The following is a 16,449-nucleotide window of genomic DNA, read 5'->3' as shown; positions in this document are numbered from 1 at the left end:
AAGGCTGCCGTCCCGCTCAGGGGGATCAACTCTTCCATGGGCAGTCATCCTGCCCCAGCAAAGCCTCGGCATAACGCAGATCCTGAATGCGCAGCCACAGCCCGTTCATGCCCTGGCGCAGGGGCTCGACGGCAGCACGCTGCCAGGTCTGCGCCACCACCAGCTGGCGCGGCGCGGCCGGCTCTGCCCGTGCTTTGTAGGCCGCGTTCGCCTCGCCCTGCTGCAGCTCAGCATCGGGCAAGGGCAAATCCTGCCAATGCAGGCCCTGGGCATCCCAGCCCTGCAGCACCGGCATGCGCGCCTTGAGAGTCAGCGTGCGCACTTCCTTTTCCACGGGGTTGAGCCAGTGCAGCTGCCACTGCCCCGGCTCGCCATAACGTGTCTCCACAGGCTCCAGCAAGGCCCAGCCTTCGCCTGAAGGATGGGGACAGGCGCAGGGCCCGACACCGCAGAACGCCAGACCGCTGCGCGTCATGATCACGCCGTCCTTGCGAGGTTCATCATGCTGCCAATAGTGGTTGACGCGCTCGTTCACGCCGCCCCACCACCAGACGGTGTCGCCGCGCACCTCGTCACGCCAGACATAGTCGCCGTCGGAGCAAGGGTGTTGAATCTGTCTCACCTCGCGCCAGCGCGGCAGCAATTGCCAGCGCCCTTGCGCGTCGGGCGCCAGTTCGCGCTCGGAGTAAAGCGGACGCCAGTCGGGTCTTGCCAGATGGCTGGCCGATACAGACTGCAAAGGCCAGCGCCAGGATGCGGTGGCGGGGTCCCAGTCCTTGTCCGCCAGACTGGCCGTCAGCGCCAGCACGCGCATGCGGGCGGCCATGCCGCCCTTGACGGAAGGAACAGCGGCCAGCCGCACCACGGGCCAGGGCAGGTCCACGCTTTGCAGGCGCTCCCCGTCCCAGACCTGCAGGCTGCCGCTGCCACCGCGAATCGGGGCACGACCATGCGGCATGAGAATCGCCCAGCGTCCCTGCACGATCACGTGTTCCAGTGCCCAGGTTCCGGGCAGATGGCGCTCGCCCCATTGCAGGTTGTAGGCCGCCGTTTCGCCAAGCTCCTCCCTGGCGGGCTTGGACAGGGTCCAGATCAGGCGCTGCCCCTTGAGCGGCTCACTCTGCGCGCGCCACAGCGCGGGCTGCGCCGGATCACGCAGCCAGTCGAAACTCACGGGCAGCGAGGGTTTGATGATGGGCAGGCCATCGCGCTGATGGGCAGCGCAGACATCCACCTCGCTCATGGCGCAGCTGATGCTGGTGCCATCGTGCAGGCGCTCGGTCTCGGGCGTATCGAGCTGCACCTTCTGCAGCAGCAGCTCATTGAGCCAGCTCAGCGGCAAAACCGCTGGCGCTTGCGGCTCGCTCGGCGGCTCAGGATCCGGCAGGCCCAGCGCCCAGGGTTTGCGGTCCTCGGGCATCAACTCCGGCCATTGCTGCCAGCCTCGCTCCATGGTCCAGACAGCCAGCCGCAGGCTGGCCTGGCTGGCATCGCCCTGTGTGGGGTAGGCATAGAGCGCAAAGGCCTGGGCATCGGCACGCCAGACCATGCTGTGGCTTTCGTCCAGCACCCAAGGCTGGGCGGCCTCACCCAGCATCAGTTGCCAGTGCGGATTCTGCAGCGGAGCCATGGGGTAGCGCAGCTTGCGCAGCGAAGCCGGCCAGTGGCGCTGCAGCGCCACCGGCGGCACCGAGGTGGGCTGAGCCGGTTGTGGCAGCGTTGGCATGGGCCGGGCGACTTCGGCAGGCAGGCAGTCGGCCGGCACCCAGAGATCCACCACCTGCAGCAGGGGCTGCGGCTGCGCGGCCATATGCTCGCCCAACCAGGCCTCGAAGCTGGCATCGGACATGATCACATGCGCATCGTCGGCAATGCCGCTTTCGTTGATGCTCTCGCCACTCCAGCGCGGCATGCGCCAGTGGATGGCATCCAGCAGCTCGCCTTCCGGCTTGCTGATCACCCAGCTGCGACGTGATTTGCGGTCGACCAGATGGGCGGCCTCGCTGTCATAAAAGCCCGTGCGCAGCCAGCGCCCGTCATAGGAGGTGTGCATGTCCATCTCCCAGACATGGGGCAGATAGACGCCGTCCGCGCACAGCACATCGCCATAGATGGGACCGCCCATGCCGCGCTCGCCCTGGGGGCGAAAGTTCACATCCCTGCTGGCCTCGGACGCCGTATCCGCCTGCGCCGAAAGCTCCTGACCGGAGGGTATCTGCGCCGCCGCCTCCGACTGGGCTCTGGCCTGGCCCGCAGGCTGATCAGCCTCCTGCTCGGAAGTTCCAGACGATGCCGCTCTCGCGTCTTCGCGCAAACGCGATATCAGCCAGATCAGCAAACACAGGGCCAGCGCCGCAATGGCGATCAGGGTCAGCACAACACTCATGCCGCAATCCTACCGAAAGCCGATGTGAAAAAGGCAGCTCAGCGGCTGCCTTTTCAGAGCAATGTGGCAAAAGCCTAAAGATGGAACACGTCCACCGAACGCTCCAGCGTCCTGGCACTCTGGCGCAGCGATTGCGCGGCACTGGTCGACTGCTCCACCAGAGCCGCATTCTGCTGGGTCACCGAGTCGAGCTTGGCCACGGCCTCGTTGACTTGCGAGATGCCTATCGATTGTTCGCGCGTGGCAATGCTGATCTGGTGCACCAGGGAGCCGACCTTGTCCACGGCCTGCGCCATGCCGTCTATGGTCTGACCCGCAGCACGCATGCGCGCATTTCCGTCATTGATGCCATCGACCGTGCGGTTGATGAGCACGCTGATTTCCTTGGCCGCCTCGGCACTGCGCTGGGCCAGTGCCCGCACCTCGCCCGCCACCACGGCAAAGCCGCGCCCCTGCTCGCCGGCACGCGCCGCCTCAACGGCCGCGTTCAGGGCCAGCAGATTGGTCTGGAAGGCAATGCTCTCGATCACGCCAATGATCTCGCTCATGCGGGTGGAGGAGCCGCGGATATGCTCCATGGCCAGTCCCACTTCGCTGATGGCCGCGCCGCTGCGGCTGGCCACCTTGCTGCTCTCGTCGCTGGCACCGGCCATGAACTGTGCCGTATCGGCCGTCTGCGACACGGTGCCCGAAATTTCCTCCATCGAGGCCGCCGTCTGCTGAAGGCTGGAGGCCTGCGATTCGGTACGCCCCGCCAGATCGAAACTGCTCTGGGCGATTTCATGGGCGGTCTGGGCAAAGCCCTGCACCTCGGTACGCACATCGCCCACCACGGCGCGCAGATTGATCTGAATCTGCTGCAGCCTCAGCATCAGCGCCCCCACGGCACCGCTGTAGCTCTGGCTGCATTCGGTGCTCAGATTGCAGGCAGCCACATCGGCCGCAAAGCTGCTGGCTTCCTCCAGTCCCGCCACGCAGCGCCGTTGAAAGCGCCACAGCACGAATCCGCCGCCCACCACCAGGCTTGCAGCACGCCAGCCCCAGGCAGCTGCCCCCTGCCAACCCAGCATATCGGGCAGCATGGCGGTCAAGGCCATGATGGCCAGCAACCAGGCCATGCGCGCCACCAGGCCCACATCCTTGCGACCATCCCACCAGCCCATCAGCCCCAGACGACGCACCGCGCCCGCGCGCAGGCGGAAGCTGGCCTGCCCCTGCTTTTCCTCGTTGCGCATGCGCGCGTACAGCGCTTCGGCTTCAGCCACTTCCCTGGCCGAAGGCTTGGTACGCACCGAAAGATAGCCGCTTGGCTTGCCGCCCTCCATGATGGGCGTGACATTGGCGCGCACCCAGTAGTGGTCACCGTTCTTGCGTCGGTTCTTGACCAGTGCCGTCCAGGGATAGCCATGGGCAATGGTGCGCCACATATCCTTGAAGGCAGCGGCCGGCATGTCGGGGTGGCGAATCAGATTGTGCGGCTGGCCGATCAGCTCTTCGTAGGCAAAGCCGCTGACGCGCACGAAGGCCGGGTTGCAATGAGTGATCTCGCCCTTGGTGTTGGTGCTGGAGACCAGCAGCTCGTCACCTGGAAAGTCGTAGTTTTGTTGAGATACCGGCAGGTTCAGGCGCATGCTTTGCACTCCTCCAATAGGCCTATGTAGTTTTTGTTCGAGAGTGAGCATCAGGCATACCGTAGGCAGCTGGTTAACCAGATACACAAATTCACAATTGAATCATCGCACAGCGATGATTCCCGTGGCCCCAAGCTCAGAACAGAGATGCGGTATATGGATCCGAATACTTGACCGAGGTCAAACCATGAGGCCTGAGCAGCAGTTCGCGAGCCGCAGGATCGCCGGCACTTGCCTGCCAGAGCTGCTCGGCAATCAGGCCCGAGACCTTGACCCCCAGCAGCCTGATGCGCTTGCCAAGCGGTACGCGCTTGAGGCATTGGCCCGCGGCCAGGCGGATGGCTGCCGCCTCCTGTATCGGCAGGTTCAGGGTCTGGTCCCGCGTGGCGATCCTGAAATCGTCATAGCGCAGCTTGATGCCCACGGTGCGCCCCACATAGCCCTTGCGCTTCAGATCCTCTGCCAGACGCTCGCACAGGTCCGTGAAGATCGCGCCCAGCTCGGCTTTGTCGCGTACGGCATGCAGATCGCGCTCGAAGGTGGTTTCGCGACTCATGGAAACCGGCTCGCTCTCGGTCACCACGGCACGCTCGTCCCGCCCCCAGGCCGACTCGTGCAGCCAGTGGCCATAGCTTTTGCCAAACCAGTGCAGCAGCTGCGGCAGGCTTTGCGCGGCCAGATCGCCAATGGTTTCTATGCCCAGGCTCTTGAGCTTGGCATCGGCCTTGGGTCCTATGCCGTTGACCTTGCGGCAGGCCAGCGGCCAGATCTGGCTTTGCAGATCTTCGGGCTGGACGATGGAGATGCCGTTGGGCTTGTTGAACTCGCTGGCCATCTTGGCCAGCAGCTTGTTGGGAGCCACACCGACCGAGCAGGTCAGGCCCGTGGCATCGAAAATAGCTTTCTGGATCAGCCGGGCCAGCACGCGTCCGCCTTCGCGCTGGCCGCCGGGCACGTCGGTGAAGTCGATGTAGACCTCGTCCACGCCGCGGTTCTCCATCAGCGGAGCAATCGACACGATGATCTCTTTGAAGGCCCGGGAAAAGCGCCGGTACTCGCCAAAGTCCACGGGCAGAAGAATCGCCTGCGGGCACAGTCTGGCGGCCTTCATCATGCCCATGGCCGAGCCCACGCCGAACTGCCGTGCCGGATAGGTGGCCGTGGTGATCACGCCGCGCCCCGTGTAGTCGCGCAGCAGCGGAAAGTCCGCCACCGGGATCTCGGACAGCGGCCGCCCCGCATGCCGCGCCAGCAGCTCTTCGTCAAAGCTGCGCCGCCCGCCGCCGATCACCACCGGCAGCCCCTTGAGCTGCGGGTAGCGCAGCAGCTCCACGGAGGCGTAGAACGCGTCCATGTCCAGATGCGCTATGCGCCTGGGTCTGGGCTCGGGGCTGGTGGGAAGATCGCTCACAGTGCCGATTTTGCCTGCGCTGGCAAGAGACGGCAGCCATGCGTCAAACAGGCATACAGGCACCAGGAAACAGCAAGCAGCGCCAGCCCCCGGCCCTGCTGCTACCCCCTCCCGAACAGAGAGGGGAAAGGCTCAAACCGCCTCAGGACGAAACCTTGCCCAGCTTGATGTCTTCGAGCTCGTCAAAGCGCATATCGGCATAGCTGACCCAGGTCTTGCGCTTGACCAGCCAGTAACCCAGCCAGAACAGCAGGAACAGCGGAATGCCCAGATAGGTCGAGACCACGCCGCCCCAATCGATGCGATCTTCCAGGAAGGCCTGATAGTTCTGGCCCAGCGTCACCACCAGGCACAGCACAAAGGCAAAGATGGGACCGAAGGGGAAGGCGCCGGCCTTGTAGGGCAGCAGGCCCACATCGTGGCCATGCATGACATAGCCGCGACGGAAGCGGTAGTGACTGACGGCAATGCCGAGCCAGACGATGAACTCCGTCATGCCGGCCAGATTCAGCAGCCAGATATAGACGGCCTGCGGGCTGTAGAGCGAGGAAAACAGGCACAGGCTGGCGACCAGCGTGCTGCCGATCAAGGCCACCAGCGGCACGCCGTTCTGGGTCAGCCGGGAGAAGATGCGCGGCGCATTGCCCTCGGTTGCCATGTTGTAGAGCATGCGCGTGGCCGCATACATGCCCGAGTTGCCGGCCGACAGCACCGAGGTCAGGATCACCGCATTCATCACCGTAGCCGCCGACAGCAGGCCTGCGTGCTGGAACACCAGCGTGAACGGGCTCACGGCGATATCGGCGACATCAGTGCGCAGCAGTTGCGGATCGGTATAGGGAATCAGAAAGCCGATGACGACAATCGCCAGCACATAGAACAGCAGGATGCGCCAGAACACCTGGCGAATCGCACGCGGCACGTTCTCGCGCGGGTTCTCGGATTCGCCCGCCGCCACGCCCACCAGCTCCGTGCCCTGGAAGGAATAGGCCACGATCATGGCCACGCCCACAAAGGTCGCGAAATTGCCGACGAATGGCGCATCGCCCGTGGTCCAGTTCTCGAAGCCGGGCACATGGCCGTTGCTGATGATGCCGAACAGAATCAGCACGCCGGTGATCAGAAAGGCCACCACGGCCAGCACCTTGATCAGTGCGAACCAGTACTCGGCCTCGGCAAAGCCGCGCGCGGAAAACGCGTTCAGCCCCACCATCAGCAGCAGGAACAGGCCGCTCCAGAGGATGCCCGGCACATTGGGAAACCAGTAGGCCATGACCAGTTGCGAGGCCACCAGGTCCACCGCCACCACCACGGCCCAGCTGAACCAGAAGTTCCAGCCCAGCGCAAAGCCGAAGCCGCGATCCACATAGCGCGAGGCATAGGTAGAGAAAGAGCCGGCCACCGGCATGAAGGCAGCCAGCTCACCCAGGCTGGTCATGATGTAGTACACCATGATGCCGATGAGAAGATAGGTGAGCACGGCTCCGCCGGGGCCGATCTGGGCGATGGCCGAGCCGGAGGCCACAAACAGGCCCGTTCCGATGGCGCCGCCAATGGCGATCATGCTCAGGTGGCGCTGCTTGAGCACCCGGTGCAAGCGGGGCTGCTTATCGTCACCATCGCCAGTCGGCGCGAGCTGCTGGCTTGAGTTGGGTTGGGACATAAATGTCTTGTTGTAATGGTTTGCGCCCATCCGGACAAAACACCCAACCATCCCGCAGGCGCTGCGACAGGCAACGCAAAAAGGCGACCATGACGGTCGCGGGCAACAAGGACAAAGGAACGAAGCCATGACAGCAGAACGCCATGGCGGATAGGCCAGTCGCATCCTGAATCGGCAGCCACCCCAGTCGGGCGCTTCAATGGCAAAGCGGTGATATCGCCGGGCCCATTGACAGGCAAAGACGATATTTTGCCCAAATCCACTGCCGGCCATGGCCCGCCATGCCAATGCAGGGGCTGACTCTGGGGCTGCTCGGCGGCACTTGACAGCGTCTATCGCTATGAATTTAGAAGCGCACTGCGCTTGAATAAATTCATTTTCATAGACAAATACTCAATATTTCCTTGAACGATAAACGCAAAGCGCTATCAAATAGCGTGGACTCCACATGATCAGCCATGACTGGGCCCTGGCGCAGAAGTCTAGTAAACCCGTATATCCAGGCGCCGCCGTTCTTCCTACATTTGCCCACAGGCACTCAGCCCGGTGATGCCGAGAGAGACTGCAGCGCAAACTTGGCGCATGCAGCGCCGAAGGAGCAACCGCCCCGGAAACTCTCAGGCCAAAGGATCGGCATCGCTTTCACACACTCTGAAGAATGTCCGGACGTCATCGTCCGCCGGGCATACCGAAGGAGCAAGCGAGCAGCGCCGCAAGGCCATGCCTCGTGAATCTCTCAGGTCCAGAACAGAGGGGGCGTCCGCTGCGCATGTTGCGCACGGGCTCCACCCTTGACGTTTCTGGAATCTGAATCATGAAGACAATCGCCGTCATCGGCGGTGGCATCACGGGCGTGACCACCGCCTACGCTCTCGCTCGCCGCGGATTTTCCGTCACCCTGTTCGAGAAACAGCGCTACGCCGCCATGGAAACCTCGTTCGCCAATGGCGGCCAGCTCTCGGCCTCGAACGCCGAGGTCTGGACCCATTGGTCCACCATTGTCAAAGGCCTCAAGTGGATGCTCAAGAGCGATGCTCCGCTGCTGCTCAACCCCAAGCCCAGCTGGCACAAGATTTCCTGGTTCTGCCAGTTTCTCGCTGCCATCCCCCACTATGAGAAAAACACCGTGGAGACCGCCAGGCTGGCGATTGCGGCACGCGAGCACCTGTTCGAATGGGCGGCTCGCGAAGGCATTGACTTCGATCTGAAGCAAAAAGGCATCCTGCATATCTACCGTGACCGAGCAGGCTTTGAACATGCGGGCAAGGTTTCCCAGTTGCTGGCCAAAGGCGGGCTGGAGCGCCGCGCCGTGACACCGCAGGAGATGCGCTCCATCGAGCCGACCCTGTCCGGAACCTTCTATGGCGGCTACTTCACCGAGAGCGACTCCACAGGCGACATCCACAAGTTCACCAGCGGCCTTGCCGCTGCCTGTGAGCGACTCGGCGTGCAATGCCGCTACGGTCAGGAAATCGTGTCGGTGAGCAGCAATGGCAAACAGGCCAGCGTGACCGTGCGCCAGGGTCCGGCAACCGAGACCTCGACTTTCGACGCCATGGTGGTCTGCGCAGGCACGGCCAGCCGCGCCCTGGCCGCTCAGCTCGGCGACAGCGTCAACATCTATCCGGTCAAGGGCTATTCCATCACGGTCAATCTGGCGGACGAAGCCAGCCGCGCCGCAGCCCCCGTGGTGAGTCTGCTGGACGACGAGACCAAGCTGGTCACCAGCCGCCTGGGTGACGATCGCTTCCGAGTTGCCGGTACGGCGGAGTTCAACGGCTACAACAAGGACATCCGCGCCGACCGCATCCGCCCTCTCATCGAATGGGTGCAGCAGTGCTTCCCGGGCGTCAGCACGCGCAGCGTGGTGCCCTGGGCGGGCCTGCGTCCCATGATGCCGGACATGCTGCCGCGCGTGGGCCCTGGCAACAAGCCCTGCGTGTTCTACAACACCGGCCACGGCCATCTGGGCTGGACCTTGTCGGCCGTTACCGCCGACATGGTCGGCGACCTCGTGCTGCAGTCCATGGGCAGCGCCAGCAGGCAGTCCCGGCCGGCCAAGCTGACCACCGCCAGCGCCTGACCACGACCTGAAAACCTCATCAACAAGCCAGACACGGCAGCCGCAGCGCCCCGTGAGGGGCAGCTGTTGCCGTGTGAATGGCAAACGGAGACATACAACATGAGTCGAAATCATCCAAGCGCAGCCGGGGAGTCGCTGCAGCAGACAGGGGAGCTGGAGCGCGGCCTCAAGGACCGGCATATCCAGCTGATCGCCCTGGGCGGTGCCATTGGCGTGGGCCTGTTCCTGGGCTCGGCCAAGGCGATCCACAAGGCCGGGCCGCTGCTGCTGGTCAGCTACGCCATCGCGGGGCTGACCATCTTCTTCATCATGCGGGCACTGGGCGAGTTGCTGGTGCACCGCCCTGTGGCCGGCTCTTTTGCCACCTATGCCGAAACCTATGTCAGCCCCTGGGCCTGATTCGTCACCAGCTGGACCTACTGGTTCACCTGGGTGGTGACGGGCATGGCGGAGCTCACGGCCATAGGCATCTACACCCACTACTGGTTTCCGGCCATTCCGCAATGGGTTCCGGCGCTCGCCACCCTGGCCGTGCTGCTGGGCGTGAATCTGATTGCGGTCAAGGTCTTCGGCGAGCTGGAATTCTGGTTCGCGCTGATCAAGGTCGTGACCATCGTGGCCACGCTGGTGCTGGGTGTGGCCATCATCACCACGGGCTGGGGACCGCTGGGCCAGACGGCAAGCTTCACCAACCTATGGTCGCATGGAGGCTTTGCACCCGTGGGCATGGTGGGCGTGGTCTTCACCTTGCAGATAGCCTGCTTTGCCTATACCGGTGTGGAATTGATCGGCGTGACGGCCGGCGAGGCCGAGTCGCCCGAGAAAGTGCTGCCCCGCGCCACCAACAGCATCGTCTACCGCATTCTGATCTTCTATATCGGCGCCCTGATCATCATCATGTCGCTGGTGCCCTGGAACGAACTCAGCCCCGACATGAGCCCTTTCGTCCATGTCTTCGACAAGCTGGGCATTCCTGCCGCCGCCGGCATCATCAACTTCGTGGTCATCACTGCCGCCGCCTCCTCATGCAACAGCGGCATCTTCAGCACGGGCCGCATGCTCTATACGCTGGCGCAATTCAAACAGGCTCCCGCCAGGCTGGGCAGGGTCAATGCGCGCCATGTGCCTGCGGCCGGTATTGTTTTGTCGGCAGCATTCATGCTGCTTGGCGTGGTGCTGAACTATCTGGTGCCCGAGGAGGCTTTCATCTACGTGACCAGCATTGCCACCATCGGCGCCGTCTGGACCTGGGGCATCATTGTCTTTTCCCATCTGCGCTATCGCCGCGCCGTCAGGCTGGGTCATGCGGCAGCCGTGGCCTACCGCATGCCCGGCGCACCGTTCACCAACTGGTTTGTGCTGGCCTTTCTGGCCGTGGTGCTGGTCTGCCTGTCGCTGGATGCCAGCACCCGCGTGGCCCTATATATCGCGCCCCTGTGGTTTGCGCTGCTGACGATTGGCTACCGGCTCTACGCGGTCAAGCCCGAGCAGCGCCATCGCCTGGCGCAAGCGCAACAGCAAGCCGCCTGAGGCGCAGCACAGCCGCACTGGGGATGCCATGGCTATACGCTGATTGATTCAGGAGCTTCTTGTGCTCTTCCATGCTTCATTCAAAGGATTTTTCACTTTAGAAATGAGCAATGGAAAGCGCAGGCAGCTCTTGAAATCAGAGCTGCAGACAGATCAGCACCAGTCCCAGCATCATCAGCGCCATGCCCAGCTTTTCGGTCAGCGACAGCTTCTCGCTGAACACCTTGCGCGAGACGATATAGCTGAACACCACCTCCACCATGCCCAGGGTGCGCACGGCAGCCGCCCCCTGCATGGCATAGGCGGTGAACCAGGCCAGCGAGGCCGCAGCGCCCATGCTGCCAGCCAGCAGTGAGATGCGCCAGGCCTTGAAGATCGGGCGCAGGCCCTGCTCATGGGTTCTGGCAATCCAGGCGCTCATGACGACGGACTGCATGGTCTGCGCAATCAGCACGCCCCAGGCCCCGGAAAGCCAGGGCGAGCTCACGCCCAGCGCTGCGATCTCGACCGCGCCGCCGCGAAAGCCCACGGTGGCCAGCGCAAAACAGGCGCCGCAGATCAGCCCGTAGACCGAGGATTTGCTGGTCCAGGCCGAGAGCGTGAACAGCTGCCCGCGCGGCGGCAGCGACAGCATCAGCACGCCCACCGTGGCAAGCACCATGGCCAGCAGCGCCAGCCGGGTCGGCAGCTCGTGCAGAAACATGGCGGCAAACAAGGCCACCTGCAGCACCTCGGTCTTGGACAGCGTGACCGCCACGGCAAAGTTGCGCTCCTTCATGGCCATCAGCAAGGCCGCCGTGGCAGCGACCTGAAAGAAGGCTCCAAGCGCAATCCAGCCCAGATACGCGACGCTGAACTTCGGCAGCACCTGGGACGGATCGCCCAAGCCATACAGCGCCAGCAGATAGATGGCGGCAAACGGCAAGCCGTAGAGAAAGCGCACCAGGGTGGCTGGCAGCGTGCCGACCTGAGCCGTCAGCGAGCGCTGGGCCGTGTTGCGCACCGTCTGCGCCGCCGCCGCAAACAGCACCACGCCCACCCACAAATATTCCATTCCTATGCCCGACATGAGACGCTTTCTTTTCTGTTAGCGCGCCAGCATAGCGCTGGCTGCCGGACGGTGCTGACGCGATTCGTGCAGTCCACCCGCTCAAGCCGAGGCGACGTGAAGTGCGAACGGCTTCCGTTCTGATGGCGAAGTCTCCACCCAGGCAAAATAACCTCAAATCCAGACCATTGCTGCATCTTTAGCTACAATTTCGGCCGGGTGCCCGCCGCACGAGGTGGCGATGGCAGGTGAATGTTCATGCGCAGGTCGGGCCGCCAGCGCTCCAGTCGTCTAGCAGTGCAGACGGCACCAGCAGGCATTGCCTCAGGTGCAGAACGCATTCAGCGCACGACTTCAGCCACCTACCGACACATGGACCCACAAACACTTGTGCAGGCCCCTGCGCCTTTTGCATCCCCAAATTCACCCCGTGTTCCCGCACTGCAATCCGCGACCGAGCGCGTGCAGGCACAAATCTCGCACCTGCTGCATATCGAATCCTTTGCCGGCATGGTGCTCATGCTGGCCGCTGCCGCAGCCCTGATCTGGGCCAACTCCGCTGCAGCTCCAAGCTACTTTGCACTATGGCATGCCCCCGTCGCGCTGACGCTTGGCCCCTGGAGCTTCAGCACCGATCTGCATTTCATCGTCAACGATGTGCTGATGACGGTGTTCTTCCTGGTTGTGGGCATGGAGATCCGGCGCGAGCTGCACAACGGCGCGTTGGCCAGCCTGCGCCAGGCCAGTCTGCCGCTGATCGCTGCCATCGGCGGCGTGGCCGTGCCCGCGCTCATCTACGTGGCCCTGGCGGGCAACGACAGGACGCTGCTCAACGGCTGGGCAATACCGACGGCGACCGACATCGCGTTTGCCGTGGGCGTGCTGGCCTTGCTGGGCCGCAATATTCCGGGTGCACTGCGTATCTTCCTGCTGGCCCTGGCCATCATCGACGACATCGTGGCCGTGCTCATCATCGCCTTCTTCTACTCCGGCGGCCTGCAGGCCATGGGCTTTGTGGTCGCCGCAGCCGGCGTGCTGCTGGTGCTGCTGTTCAACCGCATGGGCATTGCCGCCGCGCCCCTGTATGTGCTGCCCGGAGCCATCCTCTGGTTCGGCCTGCTCAAGACCGGCGCTCACCCCACTCTGGCAGGTGTGGTGCTGGGTCTGATGACGCCTGTGTTTGTACGCCCCGCTCCCATGCCGCTGCTGATAACGGCACAGACGGCCATGCGCAAGGCCGGCGAGCAGATGCTCAGCGACAGGCCCGATCCGCAACATCTGCTGCAGCAGTTGCGCGCTGCCCAGCTCGCACAGCGCGACCTGCTGCCGCCTGCTCTGCGTCTGCCCATGATTCTTCATCCATGGGTGGCTTTTTGCATCATGCCCATTTTTGCACTGGCCAATGCCGGCGTGCAGTTCTCGGACATAGACCTGAGCGCTGCCGCACCGCAGACCACCGCCATGGCCGTGCTGGTGGCCCTGGTTCTGGGCAAGCCCCTGGGGATCTTCATCTGCACCTGGCTGGCCGTCAAGAGCGGGCTGTGCAGCCTGCCTGAGGGTCTGAACTGGCGCGGCGTGTTGCTGGTGGGCCTGCTGGCCGGCATAGGCTTTACCATGTCCATCTTTGTCGGCGGCCTGGCCTTTGCGGATGCGAAGCTGCTGGGCGCAGCCAAGCTGGGCATTCTGGCAGGCTCGGCCATGGCAGCCTTGCTGGGACTGGGCTATGGCTTTGCCATGCGCAAGCGCCTGCAGCACGCATAAGCACTTCCCGATCACGATGCCCGGTCGGGCTCGGGGCTGACAAGCGGCCCTGATCAACAAGCAGCAGCCGCCAGACGCGATGAGCGACTGGCGGCTGCTGCTTGTCAGGTGACTAGGACGTGTTGAGATTTAACGTGAATTGATCACAGCCGATGCCAGCGTGATGACAGCAGCGAAGCTGCTGTCTGTCTTGTCGCTGCGCATTGCAATGCGCTTGAACTCCTTGAGCTTGCAAAAGAAGTTCTCGATCAAGTGCCGCCACTTGTAGACCTCTATATCAATCTGCAAGGGCGCTCGACGATTGGCCTTTTGTGCAATCACCACTTGGCAACCCTGTGCCAGCAAGTGTTGCTTCAGCCAGTCTGCGTCAAACGCTTTGTCGGCCAGCAATGTCCGCAGGTCTATGCCTTCGAGCAGCTGTTCTACACCTTGAAGATCATGCCGTTGGCCTGGCAGCAACACAAATCGGATCAAGTTTCCAAGGGCATCCGTCAGCGCCAATATCTTGGTGGTCAAACCACCTCGACTGCGACCTATGGCCTGGCTCGCAGACCCCCTTTTGCACCCTGTCCATGCCTGTGCACTCGCACAATCGTTGCATCCACCATCACGTATTCCATGTCCGGTTGATCGCTGACCGCGTCAAACAGCTTTTGAAAGACATCAGCTTTGACCCAGTCGCGAAACCGTTTGAAGACGGTGTTCCACTTGCCAAATTCAGGCGGCAGATCTCGCCAAGGGCTACCTGTACGCGCAACCCAAAGCACTGCTTCCAAGAACAGTCGATTGTTGGAGCCACTGCGTCCTCGATCCCCAATCTTCCCTAAACACAATGGGCTCATACGAGCCCATTGTTCATCTGTCAAAACGTATCGCATCACAGCGCGATTGTGACGCCACCCCGGAAGGTAAAAATCAAATCTCAACAGACCCTAGAATGCCTCCTCGCTCCGGCCCACAGTCCGGACATCGGAATGCCTGCGCCATGAAGGGCGCCGACAGATGCTCCAGAGGCTCCAGGCCCATAGCCGGCCTGAATCAGCAGTGCCCGATGGTCGGCGCTCTCGCCTTGCTGCTTCGCGGCACGCTCTCGCTCTGCCGACTGCTGAACCGTGGGTCTGCCCGAGCATGCAGGGAAAGACATCAGGGCAGCCTGAAGTCATGGGCTGCCCTGCCATTGCAGGCAGGGCACAGCTCATCTATCCCAAGAACATCAGGAAAAATGCAAAAAAAAAGCTTCACCTTTACTCCGCTGCCACATTGTTGCTTGCCAGCACCTTGGCAATGGCTCAGCCAGCGGACCTGCTGCATAAAGCACAGGCGGGGGATGCACAGGCACAGCTGGATCTCGGCCAGATATACGTGGAAGGCCGTGGTGTGGCGCAAAGCGACGAGAGAGCCGCTCATTGGTTTGGTCTTGCGGCAGCACAAGGCAATGCATTGAGCCAGAGCAATCTCGGCCTGATGTATGACCGCGGCCGTGGCGTGAAGCAAAGCGACCAGGAGGCCGTCAAGTGGTACCGGCTTTCGGCAGCTCAGGGAGAGGCCAACGGCCAGTTCAATCTGGGCGTGATGTACGAAGACGGCCGCGGGGTGGAGCAAAGCGATCGGGAGGCCGTCAAGTGGTATCGGCTTGCAGCCGCGCAGAACCTTCTCGATGCCCAGTACAACCTGGGACTGATGTACGTCAGCGGCCGCGGGGTGGAACAAAGCGATCAGGAAGCCGCCAAATGGTTTGGCATAACGGCCGCCAAGGGCCACGACTCGGGCCAGGCCAACCTCGCCGTGATGTATGCCACCGGTCGCGGCGTGCCTCTCGACGAGAAGGAGGCCGCCAGACTGCTGGGCCTGGCCGCGGAGCAGGGCAATGCGACGGCCCAGGTCAATCTCGGCACGATGTTTGAGGAAGGCCGGGGCGTCAAGCGCAGCCTGTCTCAGGCCTATTTCTGGTATTGCCTGGCGGCCGCCCAGGGCCTGGAGGGCACGGTGTCGCTGCGCAATGCAGTCGCACAGAAGCTCAAGCCTGCAGAGCGCACTACCCTGAACAAGAGAATCAGTGCCTGGAAACCCAAGACGACAAATCGCTGAATTTGCGCGTTCGAAACAATAACTCCCTATCGACAGGCGATCCATGAAAAAGCAATTCAGCCATCTTCTTTGCGCAGCCGCCCTGCTGCTCTCCTGCCCTCTGGCCATCGCGCAATCGGCCGACCTGCTGCAAAAAGCCCAGGCGGGCGATGCCCAGGCGCAGTTCAAGCTCGCGGCGGTCTATCTCACGGGCCGCGGTGGCCCCAAGAATGATGACGAAGCTGCCAAGTGGTTCATGCTGGCCGCAAAGCAGGGCCACGCCGAAAGCCAGGCCAATATGGGCCTGTTGTACGGCCGCGGACGCGGCGTGCCACAAAGCGATGAAGAGGCCGTCAAGTGGTATCGCCTGGCGGCAGAACAAGGCGATGTCGATGGCCTGTTCAACCTCGCCGTGATGTATGACGACGGTCGTGGCGTGGCTGAGAACCCGGAAGAAGCCGTCAGGCTGTATCGCCTTGCCGTGGCACAAAACCATGTCTCTAGCCAGAGCAATCTCGGCTATATGTACGACCATGGCCGTGGCGTGGCGCAAGACAGCAAGGAGGCCTTCAAGTGGTACATGATTGCGGCAGCGCAAGGAGATGCCAATAGCCAGTTCAACGTGGGCTCCATGTATGCCCTGGGCCGCGGTGTCAGCCAAAGCTGGCCCCAGGCCTATTTCTGGGCGCTGCTGGCAGCCAGGGATGGCGAGAAGGATTCGGCCAAGCAGCAGGAAATCATTGCCAAGAAATTGAAGCCGGCGCAACGGGCCAAGATCCAGCAGCAGGTGCAGGAGTGGAAGCCCAGGGCCGGCAACTCCTGACCTCCGGCCAGAGGTCGCGGCGGCTTGCAGCGCAGCAAGCCGCCGA

At 62.8% G+C, this 16,449-nt stretch carries 9 protein-coding genes, 2 pseudogenes and 1 riboswitch; of the genes and pseudogenes, 5 read left to right on the top strand and 6 right to left on the bottom strand.

The annotated features are described in order from the left end of the window. Nucleotides 1-25 precede the first annotated feature (25 nt). The 4 genes from F0P97_RS05305 to F0P97_RS05290 form a co-directional block, all read right to left on the bottom strand. Nucleotides 26-2,386 carry a hypothetical protein gene (locus F0P97_RS05305; RefSeq protein WP_182285913.1) on the bottom strand — a complete coding sequence of 787 codons (2,361 nt, stop codon included), beginning with the start codon at nucleotides 2,384-2,386 and terminating at the stop codon, nucleotides 26-28. Between the two features lie 74 nt (nucleotides 2,387-2,460). Then, nucleotides 2,461-4,017, bottom strand: coding sequence for a methyl-accepting chemotaxis protein (locus F0P97_RS05300; RefSeq protein WP_182285911.1), 1,557 nt, complete (start codon nucleotides 4,015-4,017; stop codon nucleotides 2,461-2,463). A gap of 136 nt (nucleotides 4,018-4,153) precedes the next feature. Then, nucleotides 4,154-5,371, bottom strand: coding sequence for a DNA polymerase IV (dinB, locus tag F0P97_RS05295; RefSeq protein WP_232538241.1), 1,218 nt, complete (start codon nucleotides 5,369-5,371; stop codon nucleotides 4,154-4,156). Nucleotides 5,372-5,570: 199 nt separating this feature from the next. Further along, complete coding sequence (locus tag F0P97_RS05290; protein ID WP_232538131.1) at nucleotides 5,571-7,091, bottom strand: amino acid permease; 1,521 nt, start codon at nucleotides 7,089-7,091, stop codon at nucleotides 5,571-5,573. Nucleotides 7,092-7,634: 543 nt separating this feature from the next. Further along, nucleotides 7,635-7,734, top strand: a riboswitch (glycine riboswitch). Between the two features lie 171 nt (nucleotides 7,735-7,905). On the opposite strand from F0P97_RS05290, the gene F0P97_RS05285 reads away from it, so the two are divergent. Continuing rightward, entirely contained in the window at nucleotides 7,906-9,174 is a 1,269-nt protein-coding gene (locus F0P97_RS05285; protein WP_182285909.1) for a D-amino acid dehydrogenase, read from the top strand. 99 nt (nucleotides 9,175-9,273) lie between these two features. Continuing rightward, nucleotides 9,274-10,704 (top strand): annotated as a pseudogene (locus tag F0P97_RS05280) (amino acid permease). Between the two features lie 136 nt (nucleotides 10,705-10,840). Here the strand turns inward: F0P97_RS05280 and F0P97_RS05275 are convergent. After that, nucleotides 10,841-11,773, bottom strand: a complete 933-nt coding sequence (locus F0P97_RS05275; RefSeq protein ID WP_182285907.1) for a DMT family transporter — start codon at nucleotides 11,771-11,773, stop codon at nucleotides 10,841-10,843. A 351-nt stretch (nucleotides 11,774-12,124) separates the two neighbouring features. Here F0P97_RS05275 and nhaA point away from each other — a divergent pair, with 351 nt between their 5' ends. Beyond that, entirely contained in the window at nucleotides 12,125-13,513 is a 1,389-nt protein-coding gene (nhaA, locus tag F0P97_RS05270) for a Na+/H+ antiporter NhaA (protein ID WP_182287110.1), read from the top strand. A 129-nt stretch (nucleotides 13,514-13,642) separates the two neighbouring features. On the opposite strand, the pseudogene F0P97_RS05265 reads toward nhaA, so the two are convergent. Beyond that, nucleotides 13,643-14,355 (bottom strand): annotated as a pseudogene (locus F0P97_RS05265) (IS5 family transposase). Nucleotides 14,356-14,797: 442 nt separating this feature from the next. Between F0P97_RS05265 and F0P97_RS05260 the strand changes: the two are divergent. Beyond that, a complete protein-coding gene (locus tag F0P97_RS05260; protein ID WP_182285906.1) occupies nucleotides 14,798-15,601 on the top strand; it encodes a tetratricopeptide repeat protein in 804 nt (267 codons plus the stop codon). Nucleotides 15,602-15,644: 43 nt separating this feature from the next. Further along, nucleotides 15,645-16,403 (top strand): tetratricopeptide repeat protein, encoded by a 759-nt coding sequence (locus F0P97_RS05255; protein ID WP_182285905.1) that lies wholly within the window; start codon nucleotides 15,645-15,647, stop codon nucleotides 16,401-16,403. Nucleotides 16,404-16,449 lie beyond the last annotated feature (46 nt).

Origin of the sequence: Comamonas testosteroni, from assembly GCF_014076415.1 — a bacterium.
Lineage (GTDB): Bacteria > Pseudomonadota > Gammaproteobacteria > Burkholderiales > Burkholderiaceae_C > Comamonas > Comamonas testosteroni_F.
This window is presented reverse-complemented; position numbering and strand designations above follow the sequence as displayed.

Coding starts and splice junctions, on each gene's coding strand:
- F0P97_RS05305 (WP_182285913.1), bottom strand. CDS start 2,386: ATGAGTGTTGTGCTGACCCTGATCGCCATTGCGGCGCTGGCCCTGTGT.
- F0P97_RS05300 (WP_182285911.1), bottom strand. CDS start 4,017: ATGCGCCTGAACCTGCCGGTATCTCAACAAAACTACGACTTTCCAGGT.
- dinB (WP_232538241.1), bottom strand. CDS start 5,371: ATGGACGCGTTCTACGCCTCCGTGGAGCTGCTGCGCTACCCGCAGCTC.
- F0P97_RS05290 (WP_232538131.1), bottom strand. CDS start 7,091: ATGTCCCAACCCAACTCAAGCCAGCAGCTCGCGCCGACTGGCGATGGT.
- F0P97_RS05285 (WP_182285909.1), top strand. CDS start 7,906: ATGAAGACAATCGCCGTCATCGGCGGTGGCATCACGGGCGTGACCACC.
- F0P97_RS05275 (WP_182285907.1), bottom strand. CDS start 11,773: ATGTCGGGCATAGGAATGGAATATTTGTGGGTGGGCGTGGTGCTGTTT.
- nhaA (WP_182287110.1), top strand. CDS start 12,125: ATGGACCCACAAACACTTGTGCAGGCCCCTGCGCCTTTTGCATCCCCA.
- F0P97_RS05260 (WP_182285906.1), top strand. CDS start 14,798: ATGGCTCAGCCAGCGGACCTGCTGCATAAAGCACAGGCGGGGGATGCA.
- F0P97_RS05255 (WP_182285905.1), top strand. CDS start 15,645: ATGAAAAAGCAATTCAGCCATCTTCTTTGCGCAGCCGCCCTGCTGCTC.